At 62.5% G+C, this 22001-nt stretch carries 19 protein-coding genes; 12 read left to right on the top strand and 7 right to left on the bottom strand.

All coding sequences use genetic code 11. The features are described 5' to 3' along the window. Positions 1-3: 3 nt before the first annotated feature. The 7 genes from murC to lpxC all read left to right on the top strand — a co-directional run bounded on the left by murC (position 4) and on the right by lpxC (position 8003). Complete coding sequence (gene murC / locus PSUB009319_RS19460; protein WP_124383843.1) at positions 4-1455, top strand: UDP-N-acetylmuramate--L-alanine ligase; 1452 nt, start codon at positions 4-6, stop codon at positions 1453-1455. After that, positions 1452-2447, top strand: a complete 996-nt coding sequence (locus PSUB009319_RS19465) for a D-alanine--D-alanine ligase (protein WP_124383844.1) — start codon at positions 1452-1454, stop codon at positions 2445-2447. Before murC ends, PSUB009319_RS19465 begins: the two co-directional genes overlap by 4 nt. A 23-nt stretch (positions 2448-2470) precedes the next feature. Next, positions 2471-3358, top strand: a complete 888-nt coding sequence (locus PSUB009319_RS19470) for a cell division protein FtsQ/DivIB (protein ID WP_124383845.1) — start codon at positions 2471-2473, stop codon at positions 3356-3358. Further along, positions 3355-4587 (top strand): cell division protein FtsA, encoded by a 1233-nt coding sequence (gene ftsA / locus PSUB009319_RS19475; protein ID WP_124383846.1) that lies wholly within the window; start codon positions 3355-3357, stop codon positions 4585-4587. Before PSUB009319_RS19470 ends, ftsA begins: the two co-directional genes overlap by 4 nt. 152 nt (positions 4588-4739) lie before the next feature. Then, entirely contained in the window at positions 4740-5939 is a 1200-nt protein-coding gene (gene ftsZ / locus PSUB009319_RS19480) for a cell division protein FtsZ (RefSeq protein WP_124383891.1), read from the top strand. A 401-nt stretch (positions 5940-6340) separates the two neighbouring features. After that, positions 6341-6841: a peroxiredoxin gene (locus tag PSUB009319_RS19485; protein ID WP_124383847.1), complete on the top strand. Its 501-nt coding sequence runs from the start codon at positions 6341-6343 to the stop codon at positions 6839-6841. Positions 6842-7085: 244 nt separating this feature from the next. Next, positions 7086-8003 carry a UDP-3-O-acyl-N-acetylglucosamine deacetylase gene (gene lpxC / locus PSUB009319_RS19490; protein ID WP_124383848.1) on the top strand — a complete coding sequence of 306 codons (918 nt, stop codon included), beginning with the start codon at positions 7086-7088 and terminating at the stop codon, positions 8001-8003. A 49-nt stretch (positions 8004-8052) separates the two neighbouring features. On the opposite strand, the gene PSUB009319_RS19495 is transcribed toward lpxC, so the two are convergent. Further along, entirely contained in the window at positions 8053-8562 is a 510-nt protein-coding gene (locus tag PSUB009319_RS19495; RefSeq protein WP_124383892.1) for a DciA family protein, read from the bottom strand. 69 nt (positions 8563-8631) lie between these two features. Between PSUB009319_RS19495 and PSUB009319_RS19500 the strand changes: the two genes are divergently transcribed. The 5 genes from PSUB009319_RS19500 (at position 8632) to PSUB009319_RS19520 (ending at position 15315) form a co-directional block, all read left to right on the top strand. Beyond that, complete coding sequence (locus PSUB009319_RS19500) at positions 8632-9597, top strand: M23 family metallopeptidase (RefSeq protein WP_124383849.1); 966 nt, start codon at positions 8632-8634, stop codon at positions 9595-9597. A gap of 251 nt (positions 9598-9848) precedes the next feature. After that, the gene (secA, locus tag PSUB009319_RS19505; RefSeq protein WP_124383850.1) at positions 9849-12653 is read left to right on the top strand and encodes a preprotein translocase subunit SecA; all 2805 of its coding nucleotides are present in this window, start codon (positions 9849-9851) and stop codon (positions 12651-12653) included. Positions 12654-12726: 73 nt separating this feature from the next. After that, complete coding sequence (argJ, locus tag PSUB009319_RS19510) at positions 12727-13956, top strand: bifunctional glutamate N-acetyltransferase/amino-acid acetyltransferase ArgJ (RefSeq protein ID WP_124383851.1); 1230 nt, start codon at positions 12727-12729, stop codon at positions 13954-13956. Positions 13957-13973: 17 nt separating this feature from the next. Next, on the top strand, positions 13974-14876 hold the full coding sequence (locus PSUB009319_RS19515) for an ATP-binding protein (RefSeq protein ID WP_124383852.1): 903 nt from the start codon (positions 13974-13976) through the stop codon (positions 14874-14876). Continuing rightward, positions 14866-15315 (top strand): NUDIX domain-containing protein, encoded by a 450-nt coding sequence (locus tag PSUB009319_RS19520; protein WP_124383853.1) that lies wholly within the window; start codon positions 14866-14868, stop codon positions 15313-15315. The genes PSUB009319_RS19515 and PSUB009319_RS19520 overlap by 11 nt, the downstream gene beginning before the upstream one ends. Here the strand turns inward: PSUB009319_RS19520 and PSUB009319_RS19525 are convergent. The 6 genes from PSUB009319_RS19525 to PSUB009319_RS19555 all read right to left on the bottom strand — a co-directional run bounded on the left by PSUB009319_RS19525 (position 15308) and on the right by PSUB009319_RS19555 (position 21983). Next, positions 15308-15511 (bottom strand): DNA gyrase inhibitor YacG, encoded by a 204-nt coding sequence (locus PSUB009319_RS19525; protein ID WP_124383854.1) that lies wholly within the window; start codon positions 15509-15511, stop codon positions 15308-15310. The two genes, PSUB009319_RS19520 and PSUB009319_RS19525, sit on opposite strands and share 8 nt — an antisense overlap. Positions 15512-15519: 8 nt before the next feature. After that, the gene (gene zapD, locus PSUB009319_RS19530; RefSeq protein WP_124383855.1) at positions 15520-16278 is read right to left on the bottom strand and encodes a cell division protein ZapD; all 759 of its coding nucleotides are present in this window, start codon (positions 16276-16278) and stop codon (positions 15520-15522) included. 151 nt (positions 16279-16429) lie between these two features. Further along, a complete protein-coding gene (gene ltrA / locus PSUB009319_RS19535; protein WP_124383856.1) occupies positions 16430-18124 on the bottom strand; it encodes a group II intron reverse transcriptase/maturase in 1695 nt (564 codons plus the stop codon). A gap of 1084 nt (positions 18125-19208) precedes the next feature. Next, positions 19209-19823: a dephospho-CoA kinase gene (coaE, locus tag PSUB009319_RS19545; protein WP_124383858.1), complete on the bottom strand. Its 615-nt coding sequence runs from the start codon at positions 19821-19823 to the stop codon at positions 19209-19211. A gap of 13 nt (positions 19824-19836) precedes the next feature. Next, positions 19837-20718: an A24 family peptidase gene (locus tag PSUB009319_RS19550; protein WP_124383859.1), complete on the bottom strand. Its 882-nt coding sequence runs from the start codon at positions 20716-20718 to the stop codon at positions 19837-19839. Further along, positions 20718-21983 carry a type II secretion system F family protein gene (locus tag PSUB009319_RS19555; protein WP_124383860.1) on the bottom strand — a complete coding sequence of 422 codons (1266 nt, stop codon included), beginning with the start codon at positions 21981-21983 and terminating at the stop codon, positions 20718-20720. The genes PSUB009319_RS19550 and PSUB009319_RS19555 overlap by 1 nt, the downstream gene beginning before the upstream one ends. Between the last annotated feature and the right edge of the window lie 18 nt (positions 21984-22001).

Raw genomic sequence — 22001 nt, forward strand, 5'->3', positions numbered from 1 at the left:
GATATGAAGCACATCGTCAAGAACATCCATTTTGTAGGCATCGGCGGCGCTGGCATGAGCGGCATCGCAGAAGTGCTGTTGAATCTGGGCTACCGCGTGACGGGCTCGGATTTGGGGCAGAGCGCGGCAACGCAGCGCCTGATCTCGCTGGGCGCCACGGTCATGCAGGGTCACGCGCCGGAACATGTGATCGGCGCCAATGCCGTGGTGGTTTCCACCGCCGTGCGCGGCGACAACCCGGAAGTGCTGGCTGCGCGTGCCAAGCGCATCCCTGTCGTGCCGCGTGCGGTGATGCTGGCCGAGCTGATGCGCCTGAAGCAAGGCATCGCTATTGCCGGCACGCATGGCAAAACGACGACGACCAGCCTGGTCGCCTCCGTGCTGGCTGAAGGCGGCCTGGATCCGACCTTCGTGATCGGCGGCCGCCTCAACTCCGCCGGCGCCAACGCGCGGCTGGGCACGGGCGATTTCATCGTCGCCGAGGCGGACGAATCCGACGCGTCGTTCCTTAATCTGTTCCCCGTGATCGAAGTCATCACCAATATCGACGCCGATCACATGGACACCTACGGGCACGACTTCGCGCGCCTGAAGCAAGCCTTTATTGAATTCACGCAGCGCCTGCCGTTCTACGGTATCGCCGTGTTGTGCGTGGATGACCCGAACGTGCGCGAGATCCTGCCGTTCGTGTCCAAGCCGGTGGTGCGTTACGGCTTTGCCGAGGATGCGCAGGTGCGCGCCGTCAACCCGCGTGCCGTGGACGGCCGCATGGAATTCACCGTCATCCGCCAGCTCAACGGCCATGCCGAGCCGCCGCTGTCGATCACGCTGAACCTGCCGGGCCTGCACAACGTGCAGAACGCGCTGGCCGCCATCGCCATCGCCACCGAACTGGAAGTGCCGGATGAGGCCATCGTCAAGGCGCTGGCCGAGTTCAATGGCGTGGGTCGCCGCTTCCAGCGCTACGGTGAAGTACCGACCGTTGACGGCCATGGCCGCTTCACGCTCATCGACGACTACGGCCATCACCCGGTCGAGATGGCCGCCACGCTGGCCGCTGCGCGCGGGGCATTTCCGGATCGCCGCCTTGTGCTGTCGTTCCAGCCGCACCGCTTTACGCGCACGCGCGATTGCTTTGAAGATTTCGTTAAGGTGCTTGGCACCGTAGATGCGCTGCTGCTGGCCGAGGTGTATGCCGCCGGCGAACCGCCCATCGTGGCGGCCGACGGCCGTGCACTCACGCGCGCGCTGCGCGTGGCCAACAAGATCGAGCCGGTATTCGTTGAGCAGATTGAAGACATGCCGCAAGCGATTCTGGATGTGGCGCAGGACGGCGACGTGGTCATCACCATGGGTGCAGGGTCGATCGGGCAAGTGCCGGGTCAGGTGGTTGCGTTGCAGGCTGAGGCGCGCACTGCAAACGTGGTGGATCTGAACGGAGGCGCCGCAGCATGACGACCGGTCCGTTTGTTCCGAATCCGACGATTGATCCGAAGTCTCTCGGCAAGGTGGGCGTGCTCATGGGCGGCCGCTCTGCCGAGCGCGAAATCTCGCTGATGTCTGGCAACGGCGTCTTGGCCGCGCTGCGCGCACGCGGTGTCGATGCACATCCGTTCGACCCGGGCCTGCAAGCCGTCGCCGATCTGGCCAGGCAAGGGTTTGACCGCGTAGTGATCTCGCTGCACGGCCGCTTTGGTGAAGACGGCACGATCCAGGGCCTGCTCGAGCAATTCGGCATTCCGTACACTGGCAGTGGCGTACTCGCGTCTGCGCTGGCAATGGACAAAGAGGCCACCAAGCGCCAATGGCAGACCCACGGTCTGCCGACGCCCGACTTCGTGATGCTGCACGCCGATGCCGACTGGCAAGCCGTGGCCGACCGCCTGGGACTGCCATTGATCGTCAAGCCGGCGCGCGAAGGATCGTCGATCGGTCTGACCAAAGTGACAAGCGCCGCCGAGTTGCCTGCCGCTTATGAAAAGGCTGCGCGCCTGGACCGCGATGTGATGGCCGAACAGTTCATCGAAGGCGACGAGCTGACCTGCCCGATCATCGGCGAAGGCGAAAGTGCTACCGCGCTGCCGCTCATCCGCATCGTCGCGCCGCAGGCCAACTACGACTACCAGAACAAATACTTCACCGACGACACGCGCTACGAGTGCCCGGCGCCGATTGCCGCCGATGTGGCCGCGCGCGTGCAGGCGCTGGTGGTGCAGGCGTATCGCGGCTTGGGTTGCCGCGGCTGGGGGCGCGCCGACATCATGCTGCGCAAGTCCGACAACGCACCATTCCTGCTGGAGATGAACACGTCGCCGGGCATGACCGGCCATTCGCTGGTGCCGATGGGCGCGCGCGCCGCCGGCATCAGCTATGAGGATTTCGTGTTGCAACTGGCGGCATCCGCATCGCTGGAGCTGCACGCCAGCACCGATTGGAAACCCGAGTAAGCCAAACCGGACAGCACAACGTTATGTGGCACAACACCCGTCTCCTCAACGCCGTCGCGAGTGCGCTGTATGCGCTGCTCGCGCTTGGTGGCTTGGGCGTGGGGGCGGTCTGGCTGATGCAGCGTCCGATGTTTCAGTTGCAGCAGGTGCGTGTGATGCCGATGGCCGGCAATGAATTGCGCCACGTGAATGCGCCAAGCCTGCGCGCCAACGCGCTGGCCAAGCTGCGCGGCAATTTTTTCTCACTGAATCTGGACGATGCGCGTCAGGCGTTCGAGTCGGTTCCGTGGGTGCGGCGTGCAAGTGTGCGCCGTGTGTGGCCCAACGGGCTGCTTGTGGAAGTGCAGGAACACGAAGCGCTGGGCACCTGGGGCGGCAATGAGTCCGGCAAGCTGGTCAACACGTATGGCGAAGTCTTCGTGGCCAACCTGGCCGAAGCCGAAGACGACACCGACCTAGTTGCGCTGGCCGGTCCCGAAGGCACCGAGCAGGACGTGGTCGACAAGCTGGAGACCATGACCGAATGGTTCAAGCCGATGAACGTGGAGCCGCTGAGCGTGACGTTGACCGACCGCTACGCCTGGCGCGCGCGGTTGTCCAACGGCACGGTCATCGAGCTGGGCCGCGACCTGAATGACGATGACCGCACCGCGCTGGCCGCGCGTGCCCGCCGCTTTGTGCGCGCGTGGCCCGAGGTGACGAAGCGCTGGGGCGGTCAGATTGAATACGCCGATCTGCGTTACCCCAACGGGTTCGCGGTTCGCGCGGCGGGTGTGCGCTTCCTGACCGATGCGCAGGCTGCGGTGCTGGCCAAGGGGGGCAAGTTGCCCAGCACCGGCAATACTGCAAAGCCGAAAGCAAATGCAGCGGCCAACAACAAAGCAACGCGAAGCACAGAGAAAACGCGATGAGCAAGGAATACAAGGATCTTCTGGTCGGGCTGGATATCGGCACCTCCAAGGTGGTGGCGGTAGTGGCCGAGCTGCGCCCTGACGGGGCCTACGAGGTCATCGGCATGGGCCAGACCGAATCGAAGGGGCTTAAGAAAGGCGTGGTCGTCAACATCGAGGCGACCGTCCAGTCGATCCAGAAAGCGCTCGAAGAAGCGGAGCTGATGGCCGACTGCAAGATCAGCGAGGTCTTCACGGGTATCGCTGGCAGCCATATCCGCAGCTTCAATTCGAGCGGCATGGTGGCGATCAAGGACAAGGAAGTCACTTCCACCGATGTCGCACGCGTGATCGAGACGGCCAAGGCCGTCAACATCCCGACCGATCAACAGATCCTGCACATCCTCACGCAGGAATTCATCATCGACGGCCAGGAAGACGTGCGCGAGCCGATCGGCATGAGCGGCATCCGCCTGGAAGTGAAGGTGCACATCGTGACCGGCGCGGTGAGCGCGGCGCAGAACATCGTCAAGTGCGTGCGCCGCTGCGGCCTGGAAGTGCATGACCTGATCCTGCAGCCGCTGGCGTCAAGCCTGGCCGTGCTGACCGAAGACGAAAAGGAGCTCGGCGTGGTGCTGGTCGATATCGGCAGCGGCACGACCGACATCGCCATCTTCAGCGAAGGTGCGATCCGCCATACGGCCGTGATCCCGATCGCTGGCGACCAGATCACCAACGACGTTGCCATGGCCCTGCGCACGCCGACGCCGGACGCTGAAGACATCAAGATCCAGTACGGCATCGCCAAGCAGGTGCTGGCCGATCCGGACGAGATGATCGACGTGCCGGGCGTGGGCGACCGTGGCCCGCGCACATTGAGCCGTCAGGCGCTGGCTGCTGTGATCGAGCCGCGCGTGGAAGAGCTGTTCTCGCTCGTGCACCAGGTGGTGCGCGAATCCGGTTATGAGGAACTGCTCTCCAGCGGCGTGGTCCTCACTGGCGGTACCGCAATGATGCCGGGGATGGTCGAGCTGGGTGAAGACATGTTCCTCAAGCCCGTGCGAGTGGGCGTGCCCGAGTACCGCGGCAACCTGCACGAGGTGGTAAAGAGCCCGCGTTACGCCACAGTGATGGGCTTGCTGCAGGAAGGTCGCGTGCAGCGCGTGCGTGGCCGCAAGGTGGTGGTGCAGTCCGGCTCGGCCAAGCAGATCTGGACGCGCATGAAGGAATGGTTCATCGGCAATTTCTAGGCACGTGTGTGCCGGGCGTTGGCGATGTGCTCCCCGATGTGTCCACAAACGGGAGCAAGTTGAGTTTTTTGTTTTGATGTTTTTTGTTCAGGAACCAGGAGTTGCGGCGGGGAGGCTGCATCGTCTGGGACTGATCACTTCTGGAGGCAATGATGGACTTCGACATGATTGAAACGGAAATGCAGGACGGCACCATCATCAAGGTGGTCGGCGTCGGTGGTGCGGGCGGCAACGCCGTGCAGCACATGATCAACCGCGGCGTACAAGGCGTGGAATTCATCTGCATGAACACCGATGCGCAAGCGCTCAAGCGCTCGACCGCATCGCGCGTGCTGCAGCTCGGCAGCACCGGCCTGGGCGCTGGCGCCAAGCCGGAAGTGGGCAAGCACTGCGCAGAAGAGGCCCGTGAGCAGATCGCCGACGCATTGCGCGGCGCGCACATGGTCTTCATTACCGCCGGCATGGGTGGCGGCACGGGTACGGGCGCAGCGCCTGTGGTCGCGCAGGTTGCCAAGGAAATGGGCATCCTGACCGTGGGCGTGGTCTCCAAGCCGTTCGACTTCGAAGGCGCACGCCGCTCGAAGGTTGGCGAGCATGGCGCCAACGACCTCGAAGGCAATGTCGATTCGCTGATCGTCGTGCTGAACGAAAAGCTCTTTGAAGTCATGGGCGACGACGCCGAGATGGACAAGTGCTTCCAGTGCGCCGACGACGTGCTGCACAACGCCGTGGCCGGCATCGCGGAAATCATCAACGTTGATGGCCTGGTGAACGTCGATTTTGAAGACGTGAAGACCGTGATGGGCGAGCAGGGCAAGGCGATGATGGGCACGGCTACCGTGTCTGGCGTCGACCGTGCGCGTCTGGCCGCCGAACAGGCTGTTGCCAGCCCGCTGCTGGAAGGCGTGGACCTGTCGGGCGCACGCGGCGTGCTGGTCAACATCACGGCCAGCCGTTCGCTCAAGCTGTCCGAGACCAAGGAAGTGATGAACACCATCCGCAGCTATGCCGCGGAAGATGCCACCGTCATCTTCGGTACGGTCTATGACGATGCCATGGGCGACGCTCTGCGCGTGACCGTGGTTGCCACGGGCCTGGGCCGTGCTGCCCGCAACAAGCAACAACAGCAGCAGACGATGACGCTGCTGAAGACCGGTACCGACAATCAGCCGGTGGCCTTTGGCGGTGGCGCCAGCCACTCGATGGCGGCCGCACCGGACTACAGCAACTTCGATACCCCGGCCGTGTGGCGCAGCTCGCGTGAATCGGCATCGGCTCACGTGGCAGCACTGCAAGAGAAGGGCGTCGACACGTATGACATTCCGGCTTTCCTGCGCAAGCAGGCGGACTGATCGGGCTCGCGTTGGGTCGATAAGCACTCGCACGTCCGACTGCCTGCGGTTCCGCACGCCGCGCGCGGTTCACGGCTCCCCTCCCGTGACCGTCGTTGTGTGATGGCCTACCGCTCGCCAGTCGACAGCGCGACAGTTCGCGACGGAATAGGACACAGTCGTTGCCGCCGGGCAGGCTGGCCTCTGGCCGCCTCCCCGGAAGGGTTCATCCCGCCCGGCGGGTGTGTCCATTCGTCGTGCCGCGTGCGATGCCTTGCAACCCAAGCAGCCTGATGACGTTGTCTCCCAAGACCGCCCGCGTGATGACTTCATGCGGGCGGTCTCGTTTTTTGAGAACCTGCTGCGCGGTCGCTTGCAAGGTTCTATGATCGCGATATCCGCGCACCGTCTCCCTCACGATCATGATCCAGCCTGGTCAACCGCTTCCCGACGCAACGCTCTACGAGTTCTTTGAGGTGCAAAAGGACGGCTGCGCGCTCGGCCCCAACGCTTTCTCGGTTTCGCATCTGGCCGAAGGCAAGACAATCGTCATTTTCGGTCTGCCCGGTGCGTTCACGCCGACCTGCTCGGCGCGCCACGTGCCCGGCTACGTGGCGAACTACGATGCGCTGCGCGCCAAGGGCGTTGACGAAATCTGGTGCGTGTCCGTCAATGACGCCTTCGTTATGGGCGCCTGGGCCCGCACTCAGGGCACCGGCGACAAAATCCGTATGCTGGGCGATGGCAGCGCGGAGTTCACCAGCAAGCTCGGTCTCGACCAAGATCTCTCGAAGCGCGGCATGGGCGTGCGCTCGCAGCGTTACGCGATGGTCGTGAAGCGTGGTGTGGTAACAGTGCTACAAGTGGAAGCGCCCGGACAGTTCGCTGTCAGCAGTGCTGAATCGATCCTGGCGATACTCTGACGCCACGCCAAAACTCCCCCAAATGGCGGAGTACCGCCTGCTGTCCCGCCTCACCTCAAGGCTGACGAGACGGTGGCGCCGAATCTGCGTGCACTAAGGTTGAGCAGGGCGCGGGCACCCCTAACATCCCGATACAAAAGTCGTTTTGAAGGCAGGGGCGTGAAAATGGTATGCTTAGGGTTATCACCTATGCGAGCCGCATAGATAAAAACAATCATAGAAATTTCGTGAGTTGAGGGCGGCCATGTTGAAACAACGCACCATCAAGTCCCTCGTCAAGACCGTCGGCATCGGGTTGCACTCGGGCCGTAAGGTGACGTTGACGTTGCGCCCGGCAGCCGCAGGCACCGGCATTGTTTTCACGCGCGTCGACCTCAACCCGGCCGTCGAGATTCCCGCCACCGCCAGCGCCATTGGCGACACGCGTCTGGCTTCTGTGCTGCAGAAGGACGGCGCTCGCGTATCGACCGTCGAACATCTGATGTCCGCCTGCGCCGGCCTTGGGATCGACAACCTCTATGTGGATGTCGATGCGGAAGAAATCCCCATCATGGACGGCAGCGCGGCCTCGTTCGTGTTCCTCCTGCAATCGGCCGGTATCGAAGAGCAGGGTGCAGCCAAGCGCTTCATCCGCGTAACCAAACCGGTGGAGATCCGCGAAGGCGACAAGCTCGCCCGGCTGGACCCGTACTTCGGCTTCAAGCTGTCGTTCACGATCGAGTTCCGTCATCCGGCCGTCGACAAGACCGGCCAGACGTTCGAGATCGACTTTGCCGACACCAGCTACACGCGCGAAATTGCCCGCGCACGCACCTTCGGTTTTGCGCATGAAGTTGAGATGCTGCGCGAAGTCGGGCTGGCGCGCGGCGGCAGCCTCGACAATGCCATCGTGCTGGACGAGCATCGCATCCTGAACAACGACGAACTGCGCTACGGCGATGAGTTCGTCCGCCACAAGATCCTTGACGCGATTGGCGATCTGTATGTGGTTGGCCATCCGCTGATTGCCGCGTACACGGCGCACAAGTCGGGGCACGGCCTGAACAACGCGCTGTTGCGCGCATTGCTGGCGGACGAAACGGCTTATGAAATCGTGACGTTCGACAAGGTGGAAGATGCGCCACGCGCGTTCTTGCCGCAGTTGCAACCGGCGTTTTCGTGATCGGCTGACGCGGTTGTCCGCATGAAGAAAGCGCCCTGCGGGGCGCTTTTCATTTGGGTGCGATATGTCGCCCGACCATTTCGGCCAAGGCCTGGCGAAGTGGCGAATCGGGCAGTTCGTTGGCGAGCGCGGCTAAGCTGTTGAGCCCAACTGCCGTCATTCTGGCGCGTTTAGGCGGCTTTTCGGTCTCTTGTGGCCACAAACTGTCGTTACCGCCCTGCGGTTGTACCCGTACGCGAATTGCGGTAATCTGCGATCCCCGGCGCTGCAGACGCTCCAGCAAGGTGGGTACCACCTGCCGTAAGCGCGCCGCAGCCGCACTATGTGCGGCGAGCAACACCAGAGTCGCTTCCCGGCTGTCGCGTGCATCGTTCTTGATGCCACCGATCGCCACACCGCCGCCCAAGCCGGGCGGCAACAGCGACAACACCTCCGCTTCCAACGACGCCAATTGCCTGGCCGCCTGCATCAGCGGGCCGACCGAACCGGCACCCGACAGCCAGTCCTGGACGGGTTTTGCCACAGGTGTTTTGAGAGCGGGATGAACAAAGATTCGCATGCCGGCATTGTAGGGTGCTTCATCGCGCTTTCGTGCCGGTGGGCAGCTTTTTTGTCCGGAAAACGAGCGATGCAGATCATCCTGATTCATCCGCGCAAGGCCGGCGCAACGCACCTGTCACGACGCGGCGTCTTCGTGTCCATCGGCGCGGCGCTGCTGACCGTGGCGGCCCTGTCCGTGGGCGGAACGTGGTTGGCGGCCAAGCAAGGGCTGCTGCCGGGCGCGGCTGCTTCAGCGGTTGCTGGCGCGGACCAGCGTGTCACCCGAGAAAACCTCAGCCTGATGGCCGCGCGCATCGGCGAAATGCAGGCGCAGATCGCCCGCCTGGATGCGCTGGGCGCTCGCGTGTCGGGCTTGGCCGGCGTGCCGCCGCGTGAGTTCGACTTCAAGTCACAGCCGGGCCGGGGCGGCCCGGAGGGTGCGTTCTCGCGGCCGATGTCGATGCCGGAGATCGAGTCCGAGCTGAGTCGCCTGACGCGCTCGGCCGATCAGCGCAACGATTACCTCAGCGTGCTGGAAAGTACGCTGATGGACCGTCAAATCCACGCCAAGATGATGCCGACCGTGCGCCCCGTCGCCACGGGCTACGACTCATCGGGGTTTGGCGCCCGGATCGATCCATTCACCGGCCGGCGTACGCAGCATGACGGCGTGGACTTCGTCGGGCCGGTCGGCACCCCCATCGTGGCGGCCGCCGGCGGCGTGGTGGTGGCCAGCGAATACCGCAGCGATTACGGCAACATGGTCGATATCGACCACGGTAACGGCCTGAAGACGCGCTACGCACACGCATCCAAGGTCTTCGTCAAGATCGGTGACATCGTCAAGGCGGGTCAGCGCATTGCACTGATCGGCCGCACCGGCCGTGCTACGGGGTCGCATCTGCACTTCGAGGTGCATGTCAACGACGTCCCGCAGAATCCGGTGGCCTTCCTGGAGAATGCTGGTCAGCCCAAGATGGCGGCCGACAAGGCGCTGCTCCCCAAGGTTGCGGCGGCCGATATCGGCAAGAGCATGGCGGCTGCCGGCCATTGAGCTGGCCTGGGTTGCAATCGGGGGCGCCCGTCCCCAATTCAGCGTGAGTACGCGGCCGCCCGGATGGGTCTCGGTGTCGTGTCAAAGTGCGGCGTTCCTGCCACATCCGGCTGGGCTGCTGCCATCAAGCGCGTGTTTTGCACATGCTAAACTCCCGCCTTTGCGCCAACCCTATTCGGGCCATTGCGCCGCCTGTGTTTCGCCATGTTGTGCGAAGCGTCTTCCGGGTGGCTCGCCGGCCCTAGCCATCGATGATCACGGGCCTTCTCAAGAAGATTTTCGGCAGCCGTAATGAACGGCTGATCAAACAGTACCGCCGCAAGGTGGCGCAGATCAATGTGCTCGAACCGAAGTTCGAGGCGCTTTCCGATGCCGAACTGCAGGCCAAGACCGAGGAATTCCGCCAACGCTTTGCCAAGGGAGAGACGCTCGACGCGCTGCTGCCCGAAGCGTTTGCCGTGTGCCGCGAGGCCAGCAAGCGCGTGATGAAGATGCGGCACTTCGACGTGCAGCTCGTCGGGGGCATGGTGTTGCACGATGGCAAGATCGCCGAAATGCGTACCGGCGAGGGCAAGACGCTGACAGCCACGCTGGCGGTGTACCTGAACGCCATCTCCGGCCAGGGCGTGCACGTGGTGACGGTCAACGACTACCTCGCGCAGCGTGATGCCGAGTGGATGGGCCGCCTGTACAACTGGCTGGGCCTGTCGGTAGGGGTCAACCTGACCACGATGGACCATGACCAGAAGCAGACCGCCTACGCGTCGGACATCACCTACGGCACCAACAACGAGTTCGGCTTCGATTACCTGCGCGACAACATGGTGTACGACGCCGGTCAGCGCGTGCAGCGTCCGCTGAACTACGCCATTGTTGATGAGGTGGACTCGATCCTGATCGATGAAGCGCGTACCCCGCTGATCATCTCCGGCCAGGCTGAAGACCACACCGATCTGTACCGTCGCATGAACGGCATCCCGGCGCAGCTCACGCGCCAGATCGGCGAAGAGAAGTCCGACGGCACGGGCGTTGAGAAGCCTGGCGATTACTACGTCGACGAAAAATCGCACCAGGTCTACCTGACCGAATCGGGCCACGAAAAGGCTGAAGAGATTCTGCTGAAGGCGGGCTTGATCGGCGAGGGCGAATCGCTCTACGCACCGCAGAACATCACGCTGATGCACCATCTGTATGCCGCCCTGCGCGCGCACAGCCTGTTCTTCCGTGACCAGCACTACGTGGTACAGAACGGTGAGGTGGTGATCGTCGATGAATTCACCGGCCGTCTGATGAGCGGCCGCCGCTGGTCCGATGGTCTGCACCAGGCCGTGGAAGCTAAGGAGGGCGTGCAGATCCAGCAGGAAAACCAGACGCTGGCGACCATCACGTTCCAGAACTACTTCCGCATGTACAACAAGCTGTCGGGCATGACCGGTACGGCGGATACGGAAGCGTACGAATTCCAGGAAATCTACGGCCTGGAAACCGTGGTGATCCCGACCAACCGCACGCCGCAGCGCAAGGACTTGCAGGATCAGATCTACAAGACCTCGAAGGAGCGTTACGACGCCGTCATTCGTGACATTCGCGATTGCTACGAGCGCGGCCAGCCGGTGCTGGTGGGCACGACCTCCATTGAAAACTCCGAGCTCCTCTCGAATCTGATGAATGCGGCCAAGCTGCCGCACCAGGTGCTCAACGCCAAGCAGCACGAGCGCGAGGCCGAGATCATCGCGCAGGCCGGCCGTCCCAAGATGATCACCATCGCCACCAACATGGCCGGTCGCGGTACCGACATCGTGCTGGGCGGCAACGTGGAGAAGCAATCCGGCTTTGTGATGGCTGATGATTCGCTCTCTGACGAAGAGAAGGCCTCGCGCGTGAAGACGCTGCAGGACGAATGGCAATCGCTGCACGAGCAGGTGAAGGCCGCGGGCGGTCTGCACATCGTCGGTACCGAGCGCCACGAGTCGCGCCGGATCGACAACCAGTTGCGCGGCCGCGCGGGCCGCCAAGGCGATCCTGGTTCGTCGCGCTTTTACCTGTCGCTGGACGACCAGTTGTTGCGCATCTTCGCGGGCGATCGTGTGCGCGCCATCATGGACCGCCTGAAGATGCCCGAAGGCGAGCCGATCGAAGCCGGTATCGTCACCCGCTCGATCGAATCGGCGCAGCGCAAGGTCGAAGGCCGCAACTTTGACATCCGCAAGCAGCTGCTGCAGTACGACGACGTCTCCAACGATCAGCGCAAGGAACTCTACAAGCTGCGTAACGAGATTCTCGAAGCGCAGGATGTGGGCGATCTGGTCAAGAATCTGCGCGAATCCGTGTTCACCGAGCTGTTCCGTACCTACGTGCCGGCCGAGACCATGGAAGAGCAGTGGGACGTCGCTGGCCTGGAAAAGACCCTGCGCTACGATTGGGGTGTCGACCAGCCGCTGGTGAAGACGCTGGAAGACGCGCAGTCGATTGAAGACGAAGACCTGCTCAAGATGGTGCTGGACGCCGCCGAAGCCGTGTACGAAGGCAAGGTGGCGCAGGTGGGCCGCGAGTCGTTTGCCGGCTTCGAGCGTTCGGTGATGCTGCAAAGCCTTGACACGCACTGGCGCGAACACCTGGCCGCGCTGGACATGCTGCGCCAGGGCATCCACCTGCGTGGCTATGCGCAGAAGGATCCGAAGCAGGAATACAAACGCGAGTCGTTCGAACTGTTCGGCCGCTTGCTCGACACCATCCGCAACGAAGTCACGCGGATTGTGTTCACGGTGCGCATCCAGTCGCAGGAAGAGCTGGAGCAGGCTTCGGAGCAGATCGAAGAAGACCTGTCTGCGCTCACCAACCTGCAGTACAAGCACGACGAGTTCAGCGAGCTGGCCGAAGTGGCTGCAGGCGATGCCGAGATCCACGGTGCGACCCCTGCCACGCCGGCGCATCGTTCGGCAGCCGCATCCGCTGCGGCGGCATTGGCGGGTGAAGTGCCCAAGGTCGGCCGCAATGACCCATGCCCGTGCGGTTCGGGCAAGAAGTACAAGCAGTGCCACGGCAAGCTGGCCTGACGCTGCTTAGCCTCGTTTTCTGTTGATTCACGATGCCCGCAATGCGGGCATCCTCATTTGAAAGGTGTGCTTCATGGCTGTGAATCTCGTCGCGCCCGCCGCTGACTCCCTGTTGCCGATCGACGGCGTGGACCTCGGTTGGGCTGAGGCTAGTGTCCGCAAGGCCAATCGCAAGGACGTGTTGCTGGTCCGTATCGCCGAGGGTTCGAGCGTGGCCGGCGTGTTCACGCAGAACCGCTTCTGTGCCGCACCGGTGCAGGTGTGCCGTGAGCATCTGGCGAGCGGCCAGGGCGCGCGCGCCATCGTCGTGAACACGGGCAACGCAAACGCCGGTACGGGCGCGCCGGGTCTCGCACATGCGCGCCAGACGTGCGATGCGGTCGCCAAGCTGCTGGGCGTGTCGGCGCAGCAGGTGCTGCCGTTTTCGACGGGCGTGATTCTGGAGCCGCTGCCGGTCGATCGCATCATCGCCGGACTGCCGGCTGCCCAAGCCAATGCCAAGCCCGACAACTGGCTGGCCGCCGCCGAGGCGATCATGACCACCGACACCGTGCCCAAGGCTGCGTCCGCCACGTGCGCGCTGTCGGGCAAGACGGTGCGCATGTCGGGCATCAGCAAGGGCGCGGGCATGATCCGCCCGAACATGGCGACGATGCTTGGCTTTATCGCCACCGACGCCAATGTGGACGAAGCCGTGCTGCAAGGCCTCGTGCGCTATGCAGCGGATCATTCATTCAACAGCGTAACGGTGGACGGTGATACGTCGACCAACGACTCGTTCGTCATCATCGCTACGGGCCGTGCGGGCACGCCGCGCATCGATTCCGAATCGCACCCCGACTACGCCGCGCTGCGCGACGCGCTGACGGGCCTCGCACAAGACCTCGCGCAGAAGATCGTGCGCGACGGCGAGGGCGCCACCAAGTTCATGGCCATCCAGGTGGAAGGTGGTCGCAATGTGGATGAGTGCCGCCAGATCGCTTATGCGGTTGCGCAGTCGCCGCTGGTCAAGACCGCGTTCTACGCGTCGGACCCCAACCTGGGCCGCATCCTGGCCGCCGTCGGTTATGCCGGCGTAACAGACCTCGACGTGAACGGCGTCAACCTGTGGCTCGACGACGTCTGGGTCGCCCGTGACGGCGGCCGTAACCCCGAATACCGCGAAGAAGACGGCCAGCGCGTGATGAAGCAGGCTGAGATCACCGTGCGCATTGCGCTCGGCCGCGGCGACGCCACCGCCATGGTGTGGACGTGCGACTTCTCGCACGACTACGTGTCGATCAACGCGGATTACCGCTCGTAAGCGGAGCGTCGCCGCCCATGTCGTCCAATTCGTCCAATTCGTCCGATCTCTCCGCACGGCTCGATCGCTTTCTGGGGCGGCTCGAGCAGTGGCTGCCCCCTGAACTGACCGAATCCGATTGGAAAGAGGCCGTTGCCTTCCGCTGGCGCAAGCGCCAGAGCCTGTTCGGCAACATCGGCTATCTGGCGCCGATCCGGCAACTGCCGCCGATCCATCTGAGCGATCTGCACAATATTGAGCGGCAGAAAGACGCCATCGTCGCCAATACGCGCCAGTTCGTGCGCCAGTTGCCGGCCAATAACGTGCTGCTGACGGGCGCGCGTGGCACGGGCAAGTCATCGCTCATCAAGGCGTGCCTGAACGAATTCGTGAAGGACGGCCTGCGCTTGGTCGAAGTCGATAAAGACGATCTGGCTGATCTGGGTGACATCGTTGAACGGCTTTCCGCACGCCCGGAGCGCTTCGCGATTTTCTGCGATGACCTCTCATTCGAAGAGGGCGAATCGGGCTACAAGGCGCTGAAATCTGCGCTGGACGGCTCGGTGGCGACGCAGTCGGACAACGTGCTGATCTACGCCACGTCCAACCGGCGCCATCTGCTGCCGGAGTACATGAAGGACAACGAGACCTACCAGCACATGCCTGATGGCGAAATCCATCCGGGCGAGGTGGTGGAAGAGAAGATCTCGTTGTCGGAGCGCTTCGGGCTGTGGCTGTCGTTCTACCCGCCCAAGCAGGATGAATACCTGACCATCGTCGGCCACTGGCTGAGGCATTTCGGTTGCAGCGACGAGGACATCGCTGCCGCACGTGGCGACGCGCTGGTGTGGGCGCTGGAGCGCGGCTCTCGCTCGGGACGGGTGGCATGGCAGTTCGCCCGCGATTGGGGCGGCAAGCATGGGCGGCAGCATGTCGACTGACAACCTGACGCAAGTGCCGCCAACGCACACGCCCGACGGCCGCAAGATCACCGAGGTGGCCGTGGGTGTCCTGGTGCAGCCGGACGGCCGGTTTCTATTAGCGCAGCGCCCCGAAGGCAAGCCGTACGCGGGCTACTGGGAATTCCCCGGCGGCAAGCTGGAAGCTGGCGAATCGGTGGAGGCGGCGCTCATGCGCGAGCTGAAGGAAGAGCTGGATGTGACGCTGCGCACGTGCGTGCCTTGGCGCACCATCGAGCACGATTATCCGCACGCCTATGTGCGGCTGCATTTTTGCAAAGTTACGGCGTGGGAAGGCACGCTGCGCGCGCTGGAGGGCCAGGATTTCGCCTGGCAGACGCTGCCGATCAACGTCGATCCGGTGCTGCCCGCGACACTGCCGGTCTTCGAATGGATGCGCGAAGAAGCGACGGCTAGTTGAGCTTGCCGCTCGTATCGCTGCCGGGTGCGTCGGGCAGGTCGTCTTCCTCGACCACGGGGATGGTGTACTGCTCGGCGGCCCAGGCGCCGAGGTCGATCTGCTTGCAGCGCTCGGAGCAGAAGGGGCGATAGCGGCTCTCGGGCACCCAAGGCACCGGTTTGCCGCAGCTTGGGCATTTGACGGTCTTCACATTCATGGCGCGGCTCAAAAGTTACAGAGCTTCAGCTGGAACGGGATATCCGCGTCGACTGGCTTGGGTCGCAGGTCGCCATCCTGCTGGGTGAAGCGCACCCAGAGCATGTACTTGTTGGCGCTGATCTCGGGAATGAACCCCAGCGCCGATTCATCGAGGCGCACCTGCATCAGCTGGTACACGCGGCCCGACAGCATTTGCTGATAGCCACCAGCATTAGCAATCACCTTGCCACTCTGGCCTGATTCGCGCAACAGACGCAGCACGATCATCGTGGCGTCGCGCAGCGGCACCAGGGGCTGAGCCCATTTAATGATGTCGGCGCGGCGGCGCTCGGCCGGGTGATGCTGCCACGCAAAATATGCCGGCAGATCAAACTCACACGTACCACCGGGGATGATGGCGCGGCTGCGGATGCTCGTCAGCCACTCGTTATCGGCGATGAGCTGACCAGCCTTGCCGTGCGTAGCGGTGAGGTTGCCCGAAGCCGTTTCCAGCTCGCTGATGACGGCGTCGAGCGCGTCCTGGTCGATCTGCGGATTGGCGCGCAGCGCGTTGAGCGTTTGGCGCTGGCGATCGAGTTCTTTGAGCAGGTCGGATTTGAGGTCGGCGCGGCCGGCTACGTCGACCACCTCAAACAGCGTGGTCAGCGCCACATGGTGCTGCAGAGGGTGCTCCTGCACGAGAAAAAAATCCAGCCGCTCGAACAGGTCTTCGAGGCGCAGCAGCGTCCGAATGCGTTCGTTGAAGGGATATTCGTACAGGATCAAAACTTGGGTGCCCGTTTGGATGGCATTCGACTGGCGCGAAGCCCTTTTGGGCTGCGGGAGGGTAGGGACAGGTCATCACTGACCCATCCCCCCCTAAGAACCGTACGTGCGAGTTTCCCCGCATACGGCTCAAGCCGTTACAAAGCCCCGATTATAGGGCCGGTTTCACAACATTGATACCGCTGGCATGCACTTGGGCATGGCAGTTCGGGTGCAGCAGCACGCGATTTCCTAGGGCGTCCGAGCCACCGTGTACACGGTACTCGATATGGTGGTCATGCCATCCCGTTTCCTTGGTCATCTTGCACTGACACAGCGCACACAAGCCCCGCTGGTCGACATACAGCCTGATCCACTGCTTCCGGTGCGACATGCTTTGCAGCAGTCGCCCCTGACGCAAGGACTCGCCATACATTTCCTGCGCTGGATCGAAGGGGTTGTAATCTCCCTTGATCTTCTTGTGGCGTTCGATGGGTGTCCTCGCGAGCGAGTACAACTCCATCCACCGCTTGCTGTCGCTGTCCGCGACCGTGGTTCCGAAAACCCAACCTCGTCCGTCCGCCGGGGGGAAATACTTCTTCCGTACCCATTCAGCGGATTTGTTTGGGTGGCGGCGCTTGGCCCATTGCCGCAGAGCCCAGAAAATATCGTGCTCTAGACGGTTGAACGTCGCCTTGGCTACCACGGGGCTGTGATATCGCGCCCAACCCCGTAGCATCGGGTTCAGCAATCGGATTAGATCCTCCTGCTTCACCGTTTTGTTGGCACTGATGACCTCCTTGACCTTGCGGTAGAACGTTTGCACATTCTTCCTGCTCGGCTTGATGAGCAGTTTTCCCGAGTACTTCCGGAAATTCCACCCGAGGAAGTCGAAGCCTTCCGCGATGTTGACGATCCGCGTTTTCTCCATGGAAAGGGACAGCCCTCGTACAGCGAGGAACTGCTCCACCCACGGTTTGATCTCGCTTTCCAGGACTTCCGGCGTACTACCGGTGATCACGAAATCATCCGCATATCGCACCACATTCACTTTCAGCTTCTTGGCCTTGACCACCCCCAGCTTCGCCTGTAGATGCGCGAGCAGTTGGCTTTCCAGACCATTCAACGCCACGTTCGCCAATGTCGGGGAAATGATGCCTCCCTGCGGCGTTCCAGCCTCGGTCGCCTGAAACTGGCCCTGAAATACCACGCCAGCCTTCAGCCACTTCCGCAAGATTGCTTTGTCCATCGGGACATTGCGCTCCAGCCAGTCGTGGCTGATATGGTCAAAACAGCCTTTGATATCCGCCTCCAGTACCCATTGGGACGAAGCCTTTTTGGACAAGGAGACGAATAGCTGTGACATGGCATCCGCAGTGGAGCGATTGATCCGGAACCCATACGAGTTCGGATCGCTAGTCCCTTCGGACACCGGTTCCAGCGCCAGCAGGTATAGGGCCTGCATGGCTCGATCCAACATGGTCGGAATGCCTAGTGGGCGCTCCTTCCCATTGGCCTTGGGGATATAGACCCGCCGCAACGGCAGGGGCCGATACCCTCGGCGTTTCAACCGCCCGATGGCTTTCCACCGGACTTCAGGCGAGTCCCACAGTTCGCGATCGACGCCTGCCGTTCGCTTGCCTTGGTTCTCCGTCACTCGTCTTACTGCCAGCGCTTTCGCGCTGAACGAGCGGGTCAAGGACCGTTGCAGGGCTTTCACCCGGCGCCAATCCCCTTCCTGTGTTGCCTTCGCAATTCGAATCTGCATTGCCCGGACGTTTCGCTCGACTCGACGCCATTGAATGGTCGTCCAGCTTTGCGGTGCGCCGGAAAGCGCAGATTGATCTTCACAGATCAATTCTTCCATGCTGCTCTCCTATGTTGAGGACCTTCCCCGACAGCAAGAGACAACATGCCCTCTGAGGGACGAGTTGCCCCTCAAGGGAAGAAATTTCAATTCACGAGTTTCTGTCAGCCGTCTTGCGACGAAAGACCAGTTGGAAGTCTGCCCGCTTTCGCGTGGGGTGATGTTCCAACCCCTATCCGGACCATTACAGCCCAGCATTCGCTTTCTCCAACCTCCCATACCCGCACAGCCAACAGCGTTCCTTGCGGTTCGCCTGCCCGAGCCAACAGCACTCGGGCAGCCATACGGGCTTACCACGTTCCCTGCGCGTTACACGACTGGGTTAGGGCCTACCTCTTCACCGGCGGTTCGTTGACGACGTACCCCGAGCAGATACCGGGATAGCCAACCGCACACCATTTTGGTTAATGCCTAACAGCAGCTTTGGCACCTTAATGCTGACGGTGTTTATCAGTAGTTCACTTACATTGCCCAGATACCAGCCAGCCTAGCTCCTTGACCCCGTTGCTGCTCAGAGTCTCTGTCGTTCCGCCTCGCGGCGGGATGACACCCTTGCGGGGGCTACATTGTCAGGAGAGCTTCAGACCCCACCGTTACCAGTGGCGCATGTCTCCCTAGGCTACTGTCAGTCGTATGACAGGTTCACTATCGGTGGTCCCGTGTGGGATTGAACCGATTGAACAATAACGCACAGAGCTGGCGCTCGTGCTTCCATGGCGACTCCTGGCCCGCGGGCCAGGAATTGCAAACATTCATCCCGCTTGGTTAGCGGAGATGAAGCCGCTAACGTGGCGGAACCCAATGGTGATTGGGTTATTGCAATGCGGATGCCTGGACAAAAGTCCGGCCTCCGTCTTCATTTGTATGGCTTGGGTCCATACGGCCAATTGGCAGCGTTGCATCCGCTGCGAGATGGGTCCGAGAAACGCCGACAAGGAGACCAACCTCCCATGACGTTTACACGGTCCAACCCGTAACGTGGGTCATTCGGACACGAGCATCGTGTCGCACATCTGCCCGCATTCTATGCGAGACCCTCGTTCATCACAATGCAAAGGGCTGTGGCGATCGCTTTCAGGCCGTTTCAGTTCGACCGGTAGGTTGGGTCCAGACGGTCGATCTGCGGCAGGAGGTCGGCTAGCGTGCCACTGTTGTCGATGACGTCGTCAGCGGCGGCCAGCCGGGCTTCGCGTGAAGCTTGGCGCGCGATGATGGCTTCCACTTGTGCGCGTGGCAGGCCGTTGCGAGCCATCACGCGGGCGATCTGCGTCTGAACCGGGCAGTCGATTACCAGGATGCGGTCAACCAGCTTGCGCCAGCTCTGATGCCCGGCGAGGGATTCCACCAACAGGGGGACGACGTAGACGAGATACGGATGCGCGCCCGACGCCTGCGCGGCGGCGCCGCGCGACAGCGCGATCTCGCGAATGAGCGGATGCGTGATTTGCTCCAGCCGCGTTTTGGCAGTGGCATCGGAGAAAGCAAGGGCGCGCATGGCATCGCGATCCATGGCGCCATCGGCACGCAGGATGCCGGCGCCGAAGGTTTCGACCAGCCTGGGGATGGCGGCGCCGCCCGGCGCGGTGATTTCGTGGGCGATGGCATCGGTGTCGACAATTGCGGCACCGCGCTCGGCGAGTCGGTCCGCCACGTAGCTTTTGCCGCTGCCGATGCCGCCGGTCAGACCGATTACGCGCATGCTGGCAACGCCTTTACGGCGCAAGCAGGGGGCCAAGCCCCGTCATCATGATCAACTGTGGACCAGCCAGCAGCGCGATGACGCCGGCGCCGGCAATAAACGGCCCGAACGAAAACGGCGATTCACTCTTCGCGCCGCGTGCAATGCGCACGAGCCCGAACACCAGCCCGACCACCGACGACAGCAGCACCAGCAACGGCAGTGCTTGCCAGCCGAACCATGCGCCGAGCGCGGCCATCAGCTTGAAGTCGCCGTAGCCCATACCTTCGCGGCCGCGCAGCAGCTTGTAGGCCCAGTAGATCGACCACAGGAAGAGGTAGCCCGCCATCGCGCCGATCACCGCGTCGTGCAAGTGCGTGAACATGCCGAACAAGTTTACGCCCAGCCCGAGCCACAGTAGCGGCTGGGTGATGGCGTCGGGCAGCAGTTGCGTATCGGCGTCGATCATCGTGCCTGCGATCAGGAACCACAGCAGCACTGCCGAGGCCACGGCTACCCACGTCGGGCCGAAGTGCCACAGGCAAGCCGCAGTCAACAGGCCCGTCACCAGTTCCACCGCCGGGTAGCGCCACGAGATCGACGTTTTGCAGGCACTGCACCGGCCGCGCAGCGCAAGCCAGCTCAACACGGGGATATTTTCGATCGCTTTGATCTGATGGCCGCACGACGGGCACGCCGAGCGCGGCACGACCAGGTTGTATGCGTCGGGGTGGGGCAGCGGTTCTTCGCGCAGCTCGGCGATGTAGTTGGCTTCCTCGCGCTCGATCATGCGCGGCAGGCGGTGAATCACCACGTTGAGGAAGCTGCCGACGAGCAGGCCAACCAGTCCGCCTATCGCAATGACAAACCACGCTGGCAGCTGCGCCAGCGTGGGAATGACGAACAACTCGGGCATCAGACCACCTGACCCAGCTTGAAGATTGGCAGATACATCGCCACCACCATGCCACCAATCAGCACGCCAAGAATCACGATGATGAGGGGCTCGATCAGCGTCGAGATGTTGGCCACGGCGTCATCGACCTCCTGCTCATAGAACTCGGCCACCTTCAGCAGCATGTTGTCCAAGGCACCGGATTCTTCACCGATCTGCGTCATCTGCAGGACCATGTTGTCGAACACGTGAGTGGCCTGCATGGCATTGGTCAGGCTGGTACCGATGCGCACGGATTGCTGGATATCCAGAGTGGCATCGTGATAGACCCAGTTGCCGGCCGCACCCGCCACCGATTCCATCGATTCCACCAGCGGCGTGCCGGCCGCAAACATGGTGGCCAGCGTGCGCGTCCAGCGGGCGATGGTTGCCTTGCGGATGATGCTGCCGAAGATCGGCATCCGCAGGATCCATCGGTGCGTAGAGCGTTGCACGTTCTCCGAACGCTTGAACGCCCGGATGAAGAGCGTGATGCCAATGATGGGGGCGAAGACGATGATGTACCACCACTGTACAAAAAAATCGGAGATGCTCATCACGACCAGCGTCGGGGCCGGGAGCGTGGCGCCAAAGCTGGAGAACACGCTCTTGAACGACGGCACCACGAAAATCATCAGCACCACCGTCACTAGAAAGGCCACCGTCAGCACCGAGATCGGGTAGATCATGGCCGACTTGATCTGCGCCTTCAGCGCGATCGACTTCTCCATGTAAAGCGACAGGCGCTCGAGCAGCGCATCGAGAATACCGCCCTGTTCGCCGGCGTCGATCAGGTTGCAGTACAGCGTGTCGAAGTATTTCGGCTGGCGACGGAACGCGGCCGCCATGCTGCTGCCCGACTCGATGTCGACTCGGATTTCTGTCAGCAGTTGCGTGAAGTTCGGGTTGGCGTGGCCTTTCGCGATGATGTCGATCGACTGCAGCAGCGGCACGCCGGCCTTCAACATGGTCGAGAGCTGGCGCGTGAAGTACGCCACGTCCTTTTGCGTGATCTTCTTGCCGCGGGCGGCACGGCGGCGCTTGGACTTGGTGATCGACAGGCCTTGCTTGCGCAGAATGGCATTCACCTCGGTGATGCTCTCGGCGCGCATCTCGCCCTTGAAGATCTTGCCTTTGCGGTCCTTGCCTTCCCACTCGAAGATGTACTGCGTGGGTGCCTTCTGGCTGGCGGTCTTACGCGCCGGCGCGGCGGCCGCGCGGTTTGCGGCAGGTGCTCGTGTGGCCATGGTTGGTTCCTACCCCCC

The organism is Ralstonia sp. SET104 (assembly GCF_003851545.1).
Lineage (GTDB): Bacteria > Pseudomonadota > Gammaproteobacteria > Burkholderiales > Burkholderiaceae > Ralstonia.